Origin of the sequence: Streptomyces sp. NPDC059477, from assembly GCF_042749375.1 — a bacterium.
Classification (GTDB): Bacteria; Actinomycetota; Actinomycetes; order Streptomycetales; family Streptomycetaceae; genus Streptomyces.
The window spans coordinates 14,408-26,046 of the sequence record NZ_JBHYUG010000115.1 but is presented as its reverse complement, the minus strand read 5'-3'; the positions used below and the strand labels follow the sequence as shown (position 1 = coordinate 26,046).

General features: G+C 72.7%; 10 protein-coding genes. 1 reads left to right on the top strand and 9 read right to left on the bottom strand.

Annotated features, from left to right (window positions below; genetic code table 11):
- The 8 genes from ACFXAZ_RS35265 to ACFXAZ_RS35230 form a co-directional block, all read right to left on the bottom strand.
- Nucleotides 1-1,353 (bottom strand): MFS transporter (locus tag ACFXAZ_RS35265; RefSeq protein ID WP_384599715.1); only part of this gene is annotated, 1,353 nt, incomplete at its 3' end.
- 168 nt (nucleotides 1,354-1,521) lie between these two features.
- Nucleotides 1,522-2,553 (bottom strand): class II fructose-bisphosphate aldolase, encoded by a 1,032-nt coding sequence (fbaA, locus tag ACFXAZ_RS35260; RefSeq protein ID WP_384599713.1) that lies wholly within the window; start codon nucleotides 2,551-2,553, stop codon nucleotides 1,522-1,524.
- Nucleotides 2,554-2,704: 151 nt separating this feature from the next.
- Entirely contained in the window at nucleotides 2,705-3,253 is a 549-nt protein-coding gene (gene pyrE / locus ACFXAZ_RS35255; RefSeq protein WP_384599711.1) for an orotate phosphoribosyltransferase, read from the bottom strand.
- 10 nt (nucleotides 3,254-3,263) lie between these two features.
- Nucleotides 3,264-4,055 carry an aldose 1-epimerase gene (locus ACFXAZ_RS35250; RefSeq protein WP_384599708.1) on the bottom strand — a complete coding sequence of 264 codons (792 nt, stop codon included), beginning with the start codon at nucleotides 4,053-4,055 and terminating at the stop codon, nucleotides 3,264-3,266.
- Between the two features lie 209 nt (nucleotides 4,056-4,264).
- Nucleotides 4,265-5,218, bottom strand: coding sequence for an SRPBCC family protein (locus ACFXAZ_RS35245; RefSeq protein WP_384599705.1), 954 nt, complete (start codon nucleotides 5,216-5,218; stop codon nucleotides 4,265-4,267).
- A 102-nt stretch (nucleotides 5,219-5,320) separates the two neighbouring features.
- Complete coding sequence (locus ACFXAZ_RS35240) at nucleotides 5,321-6,970, bottom strand: polyamine aminopropyltransferase (protein WP_384599702.1); 1,650 nt, start codon at nucleotides 6,968-6,970, stop codon at nucleotides 5,321-5,323.
- 573 nt (nucleotides 6,971-7,543) lie between these two features.
- Complete coding sequence (locus ACFXAZ_RS35235; protein ID WP_384599699.1) at nucleotides 7,544-8,065, bottom strand: DUF2617 family protein; 522 nt, start codon at nucleotides 8,063-8,065, stop codon at nucleotides 7,544-7,546.
- A 581-nt stretch (nucleotides 8,066-8,646) separates the two neighbouring features.
- Nucleotides 8,647-8,937: a hypothetical protein gene (locus tag ACFXAZ_RS35230; RefSeq protein ID WP_384599696.1), complete on the bottom strand. Its 291-nt coding sequence runs from the start codon at nucleotides 8,935-8,937 to the stop codon at nucleotides 8,647-8,649.
- A gap of 130 nt (nucleotides 8,938-9,067) precedes the next feature.
- Here ACFXAZ_RS35230 and ACFXAZ_RS35225 point away from each other — a divergent pair, with 130 nt between their 5' ends.
- Nucleotides 9,068-10,258 (top strand): pyridoxal phosphate-dependent aminotransferase, encoded by a 1,191-nt coding sequence (locus ACFXAZ_RS35225; RefSeq protein ID WP_384599693.1) that lies wholly within the window; start codon nucleotides 9,068-9,070, stop codon nucleotides 10,256-10,258.
- Between the two features lie 267 nt (nucleotides 10,259-10,525).
- Here the strand turns inward: ACFXAZ_RS35225 and ACFXAZ_RS35220 are convergent, their stop codons facing one another.
- The gene (locus tag ACFXAZ_RS35220) at nucleotides 10,526-11,062 is read right to left on the bottom strand and encodes a YbjN domain-containing protein (protein ID WP_384599690.1); all 537 of its coding nucleotides are present in this window, start codon (nucleotides 11,060-11,062) and stop codon (nucleotides 10,526-10,528) included.
- Between the last annotated feature and the right edge of the window lie 577 nt (nucleotides 11,063-11,639).

Genomic DNA, 11,639 nt, shown 5'->3' with positions numbered 1-11,639 from the left:
GGCGACCACCGAGCCCACCACCAGCACCCCGGCACAGACCAGCATCGCCCGGTCGAACGCGCTGTCGAAGGCGGGCGGTGAGCGGTAGGCGTTCTCGCTCATCCCGGAGATCAGCGGCAGCGCGGCCACCGCGATGAGGCCGGCCGCCCGCGCCGCCGCGTTGTTGATGCCGCTCGCCAGGCCCGCCCGCGAGGTGTCCACGGAGGCGAGCACGGTCGCGGTGAGCGGGGCGACCAGGGTGACCATGCCGAGGCCCATCACCAGCAGCGCGGGCAGTACGTCCACCAGGTAGGACGCGTGCGGGCCCACCCGCACCATCAGCAGCATGCCGACCGCGCACAGGAGCGGCCCGACGGTGAGCGGGATGCGCGGGCCGATCCTGGTGGCCAGTTCGCCCGAGCGGGCGGAGAACAGCAGCATCAGGACCGTCGTCGGCAACAGCGCCGTACCGGCGGCCAGGGCCGAGTAGCCCGACACCACCTGGAGCTGGAGGACGGTCAGGAAGAAGAAGCCGCCGAAGGCCGCGTACACACAAAGGGTGACCAGGTTGACGGCGGTGAACTGCCGCGACGAGAAGATGTCCAGCGGCATCATCGGATCCGCCCGGCGCCGCTCGACCATGACGAAGGCGACCCCGGCCGCGACCCCCAGGACCGCCGTCACCACGACCACCGCCGTACCGCTGGCCGCCTCGATCAGCGCGTACGTCACCAGCGCGAGCGACAGCGCGCCCAGGCAGGCGCCCAGGACGTCGAAGCGGCCGTGGGGCTTGCCGTCGGAGGACTCCGGTACGTGCCGCAGCGCGACCGGCACGCACACCAGGGCCAGCGGGACGTTCAGCAGGAAGACCCACCGCCAGCCCGGCCCGTCCACCAGCCAGCCGCCCAGGAACGGACCGACGGCCGCCCCGATGCCGCCGAACCCGGACCACAGGCCGACCGCCCGGCCCCGGTCGTCGGGGTGGAAGGACGCCTGGATCAGGGAGAGCGAGCCCGGGGTGAGCAGCGCCCCGCCGATGCCCTGGAGGGCGCGCGCGGCGATCAGCACCTCGGCGTTCGGCGCCAGCCCGCACAGCAGCGAGGCGACGGCGAACCACACCACGCCGATCACGAAGACCTTGCGGCGCCCGTAGTGGTCGCCGAGGGAGCCGCCGAGCAGGATCAGCCCGGCGAGGGTGAGCATGTAGGCGTTGATGGTCCACTGGAGGGCCGCGAGATCCGTGTTCAGGTCCTCGCCGATGCGCGGGAGGGCCACATTGACGACGGTCGAGTCCAGCAGCGCCATGCTGGAGCCGAGGACGGTGGTGAACAGGAGCCACTTGCCCTGCGGTGAGGCGATCCGGACGTCAGGCATGACGACAGATATACAACGAGCCCGGCGCGAGGGCGCCGGGCTCGCCGTGACCTGGGTACTACGTCAGCCGACGTAGTACTTCAGCCGACGTACTCCTTGGCAGACGTAGTACTCCTTGGCCGACGTACTCCTTGGCCGACGTGCCGGCGTAGTACGTCAGCCGACGTACTACTTCAGCTTGTTCCCCGCCGACCGCAGGTTCCCGCACGCCTCGACCACGCGCGCCGCCATGCCCGCCTCGGCCGACTTGCCCCAGGTACGCGGGTCGTAGGTCTTCTTGGAGCCGACCTCGCCGTCCACCTTGAGGACTCCGTCGTAGTTGCGGAGCATGTGGTCGGCGACGGGACGCGTGAAGGCGTACTGCGTGTCCGTGTCGATGTTCATCTTGACCACGCCGTTCTCCAGCGCGGTACGGATCTCGTCCTCGGTGGAGCCGGAGCCGCCGTGGAAGACGAAGTCGAAGACCTTGGCGTCGGCCGGACGGCCGTACTTCGCGGCGACGCCCTCGTTCAGCTCCTTGAGCAGCTCGGGGCGGAGCACCACGTTGCCCGGCTTGTACACGCCGTGGACGTTGCCGAAGGACGCGGCCAGCAGGTAGCGGCCCTTCTCGCCCAGGCCGAGGGCCTCGGCGGTACGGATGGCGTCGTCGACGGTGGTGTACAGCTCGTCGTTGATCTCGTGGGTGACGCCGTCCTCCTCGCCGCCGGTCGGGGTGATCTCCACCTCCAGGATGATCTTCGCGGCGGTGGCGACGGCCAGCAGTTCCTGGCCGATCGCGAGGTTGTCGGCGAGGGTCTCGGCGGAGCCGTCCCACATGTGCGACTGGAACAGCGGGTTCTCGCCGCGGTCGACCCGCTCCGCGGACACCGCGAGCAGCGGACGGACGTACGCGTCGAGCTTGTCCTTGGGACAGTGGTCGGTGTGCAGGGCGACCGTGACGTCGTACTTCACGGCGACGATGTGCGCGAACTCGGCCAGCGCCACGGCGCCGGTGACCATGTCCTTGCTGTGCTGGCCGCCCAGGAACTCGGCGCCGCCGGTCGAGATCTGGATGATGCCGTCGCTCTCGGCCTCCGCGAAGCCGCGCAGGGCAGCGTGCAGGGTCTGCGACGAGGTCACGTTGATGGCCGGGTAGGCGAACTTGCCTGCCTTCGCCCGGTCGAGCATCTCGTTGTAGACCTCGGGGGTTGCGATGGGCATCTGTCCGCTCCTTGTATGTGCGGGTGGGAGTACGCGGGAGTACGTGGGAGTACCACGAAGTACTACGTAAGGCCCTGACCTAGACCTGAGGGGGGTGACGCCGTCGTCGGAGCCATCTTTCCAGACGAACCCCTCGGTACGGAGTGCCGTCTCAGTCCAGGCCCAGCTCGTCCTTGGAGTAGGCGAAGAGGTACGGCACCCCGGCCCCCTCCTCGATCTTCTCGGCGGCGCCGGTGGCCCGGTCCACGATGGTCGCGACGCCCACGACCTCCGCCCCGGCCTCGCGCACGGCCTCGACGGCGGCGAGCGGGGAGCCGCCGGTGGTGGAGGTGTCCTCGACCACCAGCACCCGGCGCCCGGCGATGTCCGGCCCCTCCACCCGGCGCTGGAGCCCGTGCGCCTTGGCGGCCTTGCGGACCACGAACGCGTCCAGCTTGCGCCCGCGCGCGGCGGCGGCGTGCAGCATGGCGGCGGCGACCGGGTCGGCGCCCATCGTCAGCCCGCCGACCGCGTCGAACTCCAGGCCGACGGCCAGATCCAGCAGCACCGCGCCGACCAGCGGGGCGGCCTCCCCATCGAGGGTGACCCGGCGCAGATCGACGTAGTAGTCGGCCTCCAGGCCCGAGGAGAGCGTCACCTTGCCGTGCACCACGGCCTTGTCCTTGATCTGCTGGAGCAGCTCGCCCCGTACGTCCGTCATGCCGACCAGCTTAAAGGCGCCTCCAGCGCCAGGTGGTGCTGGCCTCCAGCGGCTCCAGGGGAGTGACCAGGCGCGGCGCGGTGTTCAGCCCGTCCGGCGGCCCGGTCTGCGGCTCCACGCAGACGGCGGCGTCCTGCTCGTCGTACAGCACGACCCATTTCTCCGGGCTGCTGATGACCATCTCCAGCCGCTCGGGCCAGGTCAGGGTCACCTCCACACCGTCGGGCATCCCGAAGCAGTCGTCCCAGGGGCCGGGGGTGGGCTCGATCCGTTTCCCGGTCGGCAGATGGTCGTCCCCGCGCTCCTCCTGCCACCCCGGCCGGAAGTCGACGACCGCGCCCGCGCTCCCGTCCAGGTTCCGGTTGAACCAGGGGTGCCACCCGAGCTGCGCCGGGAAGGAGTCGTCGTACGTCTCCACCGCGAGGGTCAGCGTCAGACTCTCCGGGGTGAGCGCCACCACCTGGGTAACCCTGCCGGGGTAGGGCCAGGGGGCGACCAGGTCGTACGTGATCACCGCCTCGTCCGCCGAGACCCGCGCGGTGCGCCAGGCGCCGTCGCGGGCGGTGCCGTGGATGGCGTGCGGCGGGGAGTTCAGCGGCATCTGGTGCACCTTCGCCCCGTCCCGGAACCGTCCGTCGCGGATCCGCCCGCACCAGGGGACCATCGGGAAACAGCCGTAGCGGTCGCCCTGCCGGAGCAGTTCGACGCCGTCGATCCGAAGGCTCGCCAGCCGTCCGCCATGGCCCGGGGCGACCGTCAGCCGGGCGTCGCCCGCGGTCAGGGTGATGTCTTGGTCGCTCACCCGACCGACCCTACTGGTGCGATCAAGGGTGCCGCCTCGGGCGGGGGCCCAAAGAGGTCGGCCTCAGGTGGGGCACCCAAAGAGGTCAACCTCAGGTGGGGGACCCAAAGGGGGCGGGCGACGGTGGACGGGCTCCCGGCGGAGCGGTTCCGTGGGCCCGTAGCCCTTTTGGGGCACCCCGGCGTCGCCCGCGTCCCTTCCGAGGGACCCTAGCGCCGCTTGCGCAGTGCCCGGGTCACCACGATCGCCGAGGCCAGCGCGAGCGCCGCCGCCGGGGCGGCCCAGCGCAGGGTGTTCGCCGGGGCGATGGTCTGGGGCGCCGGTACGGGCGCGTACCGTCCCCGGGGCGGCGCGTGGTCCACCTCCTCCGCACTGCGCCCGATCATCGTGCGACGCGCGTGCGCGGCCTCGGCGGGGGGTCCGTCCGAGGGCTCGGCGGGAGGATGGGAGGGGGGTTCGGCGAGGGGTTCGGCGTCGGCGTCGGACGCCAGGGAGGGCTCGGCGGAGCCCTCCGTCAGGTCACCGGCCGCTTCGTCGACGGCCTCGTCGGTCACTTCGCCCGAAGCGTCGTCGGACGCTTGGGGCGTCGCATCACCGGACGCTTCGTCCGTAGCGCCGTCCGTCGCATCATCGGACCCTCCGTCCGTAGCGCCGTCCGTCGCGTCGGCGTCTCCCACCAGCGAGTCCAACGACGCAGGCGGCGCCTCAGCCTCGCATCCGGCCGGCGGAGTGGTCCCCTCACCCCCGGCGGAGCCCACCCGCTCCCCGAACCGCTGCACCAGCCGCACCACCGCCGACCGCACCGCGTCCGACGACAGTTCGGCGACGCGGCCGTCCGCCGTCGCCGTGCCGTCGAACACCGCCGTCGTCCCCTCGGCGGACTCCGTCAGGCGGAGCGTGAGCGCCAGCGTGACCGCTCCGGTCCCGCGCGACTCCGTGGCCCGGGCGTCGACCCCGTACGACCCGTCCTCCCGCGGAGTGACCCGCAGGGTGCCGCGGTAGGTGATGGTCGTCCCGCCCACCCGTACCTTCAGCCGCCCGGCGACCGGCTCCGCGCCGGCCTCCTGCTGGAGCCCGGACAGGGCCCGCGCGATCCGCGCGGGGTCGTCGAGCGCGGCCCTGAGCCGCTCGGCGGCAACCGGAATGAAGACCTCAAGCTCCATGTCCGTGGAGCCTACCCAGCGACGGCCGGATCGCACCCGCACGGCGGGGATTCCGTACGAGGATTCGGATACCCCGGTTCGCCGCGCCCCCTCCGTACCGGCTCAGTACCGGGGATGGACCAGCGTGGACACCGCAAGCCCCCCGATCCGGGTCCGCTCCACCGCCCGCGCGCCCGCCGCCAGGTCCTGCTCCGTCAGGGTCCGGGGCGCGGGCCGGGCGGCGAGGGACAGGGACGGCGCGGCGCCGGGCGAGGCGAGGACGAAGCCCCAGTCGTGCGGGGTCCCGGAGGTGCCGGTGGTGCGGTCGGGGCCGGCCGCGAACCCGGTGGTGCCGCCGCCGGCGCGGTAGGGGGAGGTGCGCAGTCCGGCCGCGCGCAGGGTCGTGTCGACCGTCCAGAAGCCGCGCGGGCGGCCGGCGAGCGGACCGGCGTGCACCACCATCCGGCCGTCGGCGGCGAGGGTGCGCCGGGCGAGCCCGTAGAACTCCTGGGAGTACAGCTTCGTACTGTCCGTGATGGCGGGGTCGGGCAGATCGGAGATCACCACGTCGTACGCCTCGGTCGGGGCCGTGCGCAGCCAGGTGAAGGCGTCCGCGACGGTGACCCGGACGCGCGGGTCGCCGTGGACATGGCCGTTGAGGGCGGCGAGGGCCGGGTCCTGGCGGGCCAGCCGGACCACCTCGGGGTCGATCTCCACGATGTCCACGCGCCGCACCCCGGGGTGGCGCAGCACCTCGCGGGCGGCGAGGCCGTCGCCGCCGCCGAGGATGAGGACGCGGTCGTGCGGGCCGTTCATCACGGGGTGGACCAGCGCCTCGTGGTAGCGCGCCTCGTCCTGGCCGCTGACCCGGAGGCGGCCGTCGAGGAAGAGGGCGAGCGGCTCGCCGTGCGTGCCGCCGGTCAGGACGACTTCCTGGACCTCGCTCTTCACGGCGAACCGTACGTCGCTGCCGTACACCGCCTGGCGCGCGGCGCGTTCGAAGTCGTCGACGAGGACGGCGGCGGAGGCGAGCAGGCCGAGCACGGTGAGGTTGGCGGTGAGCAGCAGCCAGCGGGCGCGGCGGGTGAGGTCGCCGTGGAACAGGCCGAGCACCAGCGCGCCCCCGGCGATCACATTGACGGTGCCGGTGAGCAGCGCGCCGGTCAACTGGCCGAGGAACGGCAGGAGGAGGAAGGGAAAGGCGAGGCCGCCGACGAGCGCGCCGACGTAGTCCGCGGCGAACAGGTCGGCGACCGCGCCGCCCGCGTCCTGGCGGCGGATCCGCTGGATCAGCTCCATCAGCAGCGGCACTTCGGCGCCGATGAGCAGTCCGGTGCCCAGTGAGAAGGCGACCAGGACGAGGCGGGGGCCGTGGGACCACAGGCCGCCCCAGTCGCCGGTCCAGGCGAAGACCGCGTACAGGGCCATCGCGCTGCATCCGCCGACCAGGGCGAGGGCCACCTCGACCGCGCCGAAGGCCGCCGCGCCGAGTCTGCGCAGCCGTTTCGCCGCGAGCGAGCCGATGCCCATCGCGAAGACCATGACGGACAGCACGATGGACGCCTGGGTGACGGAGTCGCCTATCAAGTACGAGGCGAGGGCCACGAGTTCCAGTTCGTAGACCAGTCCGCAGGCAGCGCAGACGAAGACGCAGGCCAGGACCAGGAACCGTGCGGTGCCGGGCCGCACGGGCAGCCGCACGGTGCCGGGTCCTCCGGAGGTGCCCCAGGGCGGCGGGGGGCCGGGCGGGGCCGGGGCGTGCGGGTCGATCACGACTGCGACGTTACGTCACCGCCGCGCTACGTTATGTCACCCACACGTGTGAAACTGGGGTTGGTGGGGTGCCGGGTGTTTGGACCGATGTCGCCGGGGATCGCGCCCCCGGCGCCCCGCTCCGGCGCGAACTGCCGGATGCGTGAACGCCGTACGGGCGTCCACGACACGACCGGCACGGGGGTGCGCGCGCGGGACGGGCTCATGGCACGGCGGCCACCGGCATGCCGACACCGGACGGCGTCCGCCCCCCAGCCACCACCGGCATTACGGCACCGGACGGCATCCACCTCCCGGCCACCACCGGCATTACGGCACCGGACGGCATCCACCCCCCAGCCACCACCGGCAGCCACGCCCCGAACGGCGTTCACGGCACGGCGGCCACAGGCGGGCGACCGCCGGACGGTGTTCACGGCCGGGCGCCCGGCACGCGCGCACCGGACGGCATCAACGCCCCGGCAGCCAACGGCAGACGACCGCCGCACGCCGGTCATGCCACGCCGACCGGCATGCGCGCACCGGACGGCGTCCACGACACGTCCGCCACCGGCATCCCGGCGCCGGACGGCGTCACCGCACCGCCACCGGTGTGCGGACCCCCACCCGGGTCCGTGTGGCCACCAGTTGCCCGTCCTGTGGGTAGGCGTGCCACGTGCGCCAGTGCACCTGGCCCTCGTGGCGCTGGGCGAGCATCGCGGTGAAGGCGTGGGGGCTGCCGGGGAAGACGCCCGCCAGTCCGTTGGGGTGGTCGGAGACCAGGGCGAGGAGTTCCTGGGCGCGGCCCGCGAAGGAGCCCGGGGAGAGGGCCTCGACGCGGGCGGCGAACTCGTATTCCCAGTCGCCGACGCGTTTGGCGACCCCCAGCGGCAGCGGGGTGCTGCTGCCGGGGATGCACGCCACGGTCTCCGAGCAGTTGGTGCGCTCCTCCTCCAGGAGGACCTGGTGAGATGCGCCGAGGAGTCTCAACTGGAGTTTGGCTCCGGCGAGTTCGAGGTCGAGCGTGGCGAGTGCGGGCAGTGGCTCGCGCCCGAGGGTCCAGGCGAGGTCCGCCGCGCGCGTGTCGGTGTATGAGGTGTTCAGGGTCGTGAGCATGGATCGGCTCCGCTAGCACGCAGAAAAAAAGGCGGTGTGGGTCCGGCGCACCCCGGTCGCCACCGGGAGGATCGGCCCGGTCAGCCCCGTCAGGAGAGGTGTCCGAAGGACATCCGAGGGGGCCGCGTTGGTGATTTAGAGGGAATCATGAACTGCGGTGCCCCCACAGCGTTTTTACCCAAGTTCGTGGGGTTTCCATCCCTCAGAGGGCTCGTCAGCTCAACTGTTCAACTCCGGCGTACGCCGTGGCGCCTGGGCGTACGCCGGGGCAATGCGCATTTCATACGAGCGCCCGCCCCGGATGAGCCGCCCCCGAGGACTGCCGTACGCCCGATTCACGCCCCCGCCACACACGAACACCCGCCCCATACACGCCCCCCACGGATCCCCACCCGCCCCATACCCGCCTCTCACGGACCCCCACCCGCCACGGACCGCCGCCGCCCCCCTGAGCCACGTCCCCTGATTCGCGCCCCTGATTCACGCCCCCGCACAGCCGAGCGCCCGCCGGGACCTCGTGTCCCGGCGGGCGTTCGGCGAAGCGGATGCGATTCCCCCTTCAGGAGCTCAGCTGCCCCGTGTCAGCTGCCTCCGCCACCACATCCGCCGCCGCCTCCACAGGACGACGAGGACGACGAGCCGCCGCCGCAGGAGTGTCCGCCGGAGTCGCCCGACGAGCCCCCGTCTCCCCCGGACCACCAGCTGCCGCCGCCGTCACCTCCGCCGTCACCGCCGCCGCCGTCCCAGGACCGGCGGCGGCCCGCCGACAAACGGCGCATCCGCCGCGCACGAGCCCGCGCGACCGCCGTGAACACGATGCCGAACACGACCAGGAACGCCGTCGCGATTGCCAGGATGATGCCGAGAACCATGGCGCCATCCTCCCTTCCCTCTCCCCCGAAGCGACCCCCCATGGGCGCCTCATGCGGTGCGTGAACGGGGGATGCCCTCCCTGCCCACCCCCCAAAGCAGAGTTGAGGAAGTCCAGAGCTTGGGCGCAGGATGACCGGCATGACCTCACCCGCGCGCCCCTTCCTCAACCGCCGTCTCGCCGAGTTCGGGACGACGATCTTCGCCGAGATGTCCGCGCTGGCGCTGCGGACCGGGGCGATCAATCTGGGGCAGGGCTTCCCCGACACGGACGGCCCCGAGGAGATCCGGGAGGCGGCGGTACGGGCGCTGCGCGACGGACGCGGGAACCAGTACCCGCCGGGGCCGGGCGTCCCCGAGCTGCGCACCGCGATCGCCGCGCACCAGCGGCGCCACTACGGCCTGTCCTACGACCCCGACACCGAGGTCCTGGTCACCGCGGGCGCCACCGAGGCGATCGCCGCCGCGCTGCTGGCCCTGCTGGAGCCCGGCGACGAGGTGATCGCGCTGGAGCCGTACTACGACTCGTACGCGGCGAGCATCGCGATGGCGGGCGGGCGGCGCGTCCCGGTGACGCTGCGCCCGGCGCAGGGCTCGTTCCGGCTGGACCTGGACGAGCTGCGGGACGCGGTGACCGACCGCACCCGGCTGCTGCTGATCAACACCCCGCACAACCCGACCGGCACGGTCCTCACCCGCGAGGAGCTGACCGCGATCGCCGCGCTGGCGGTGGAGCGGGATCTGCTGGTGGTGACGGACGAGGTGTACGAGCATCTGGTGTTCGACGGCGCCGAGCATCTGCCGCTGGCGAGCTTCCCCGGGATGCGGGAGCGCACGGTCACCATCGGCTCGGCGGGCAAGACGTTCTCCTTCACCGGCTGGAAGGTCGGCTGGGTCACCGCCCCGCCCGCACTGACGACCGCCGTGCGCTCGGCCAAGCAGTTCCTGACGTATGTCGCCTCGGGCCCGTTCCAGTACGCCGTGGCCGAGGCGCTCGCGCTGCCGGACGACTACTTCGCGGAGTTCCGCGCGGACATGCTGGCCAAACGCGATCTGCTGGCGGCCGGGCTGGCCGACGCGGGCTTCACCGTGTTCCGCCCGGCCGGCACCTACTTCATCACGACCGACATCCGCCCCCTGGGCGAGTCCGACGGCTTCGCCTTCTGCCGCTCCCTGCCGGAGCGCGCGGGGGTCGTCGCCATCCCCAACGCGGTCTTTTACGACCACCGGGAGGCGGGGGCGCCCTTCGTCCGGTTCGCGTTCTGCAAGCGGACGGCGGTTCTGGAGGACGCGGTACGTCGGCTGAAGGGACTCGCGGGGTAGCCCGCGGGAGGTAGGCGGCCGTCCCCAGCATCGGCCCGCGGGAGGGATACGACGGTCCCCCCGCCTCCGCCCGCGGGAGGGATACGACGGTGCCCCGCCTCGGCCCGCAGGCAGCCGAGCGACTGTCCACAGCCTGTGGACATGGACCGCGGGCCCGGAACGGCCGTCCACAGGCTGTGGACGGCGAGAGCCCGGCGTCGACGCGGGACCGTACGGGTCCGCGCCGCGGCCGGGCTCGCGTGCGGCTACAGGGAAGTGCCGGGAGGGTTACTCGCCGTCCTCGGGCTTCTCCGGCTTCTCCGCGTCATTGACCTCCTGCTCCAGGCCCAGCTGCTCGATCAGCCAGCGGTCGAACTCGATCGCCGCGCGGACCCAGCTGACCGTCGACGACACGAAGAACTCCAGGTTGACCCCGGGGCCGATCAGCATCTGGGCCTCGCCGATCAGGCGGACCGTGCCGTCGTCATGGGTGTGGGTGTAGACCTTGGGCCACAGCGTGCGCCGGTTCCAGTCGTCGATCGACTCCAGGAGCTGCGGCTTCTCCTCGATCTGGTGGGGGCGGTCGTAGAACGTCCGCACCGAGAAGACCTGCTGGTCGCCCTCGCCGCGGAACATGAAGTACGTACGGAACTGCTCCCACGGCGCCGCGAGGTCTCCCTCGTCGTCGACGACGTACTTCAGCTCCATCTGGTCGAGGAGCTGCTTGACGAGGTCCTGATCCGGGACGACGGGGCCCGCCGGTCCTTGGGACTGCGGCTGGGGCTGGCCCCCGAAGTTCGGAATCGAGGACGGGTCGATGGTCACCGTGAATTTCCCTTCGTACGGATTCCGCCATCCTCCCCCATGCGGGGAGGGGGGTGGCAAGCCCCGACGACCTCTGTCCGCCGTTGGCTGACGGGATCGCGCCGGGTGGCGGGCAGCAGGCGGATGACCCGGCCGCGGGGCCGGACGCGGTGGGGACGTCCGGCGGCATCCGGCTGCCCAGGGCGGGACCGCGTACAGGTACGCCCATCCGCACGGGCAGGACACCCTCCGCACCGCGCGCTTCACGACGCCCCGCGCGGACGTGCGGGACTGGCTGGACCGCGCCTACCCGCTGGCCCAGGACCCGTGGGGCGGCTGCGCGGAGAGCCCCGCGCTGTGCTTCTCGGTGTCGTACGGGACGGGGCCTCGCCGGGGCGGACGTGGTGCGGGTGGACGCCCACGCGGTGGACGCCGTAAACCCCGCACGGGGCGTTCCGGGCGTTCACGCTGTGCCGTGGGGCGCCCCCCGGGGGGGGGGGGGGGGGGGGGCCCCCCCGGGGGGGGGGGGGGCCCCCCCCCCCCGCCCCCGGGGGGGGGGGGGGGCCCCCCCGGGGGGCGCGCGCGCCCCCACCCCCCC

Coding starts and splice junctions, on each gene's coding strand:
- fbaA (WP_384599713.1), bottom strand. CDS start 2,553: ATGCCCATCGCAACCCCCGAGGTCTACAACGAGATGCTCGACCGGGCG.
- pyrE (WP_384599711.1), bottom strand. CDS start 3,253: ATGACGGACGTACGGGGCGAGCTGCTCCAGCAGATCAAGGACAAGGCC.
- ACFXAZ_RS35245 (WP_384599705.1), bottom strand. CDS start 5,218: ATGGAGCTTGAGGTCTTCATTCCGGTTGCCGCCGAGCGGCTCAGGGCC.
- ACFXAZ_RS35235 (WP_384599699.1), bottom strand. CDS start 8,065: ATGCTCACGACCCTGAACACCTCATACACCGACACGCGCGCGGCGGAC.
- ACFXAZ_RS35230 (WP_384599696.1), bottom strand. CDS start 8,937: ATGGTTCTCGGCATCATCCTGGCAATCGCGACGGCGTTCCTGGTCGTG.
- ACFXAZ_RS35225 (WP_384599693.1), top strand. CDS start 9,068: ATGACCGGCATGACCTCACCCGCGCGCCCCTTCCTCAACCGCCGTCTC.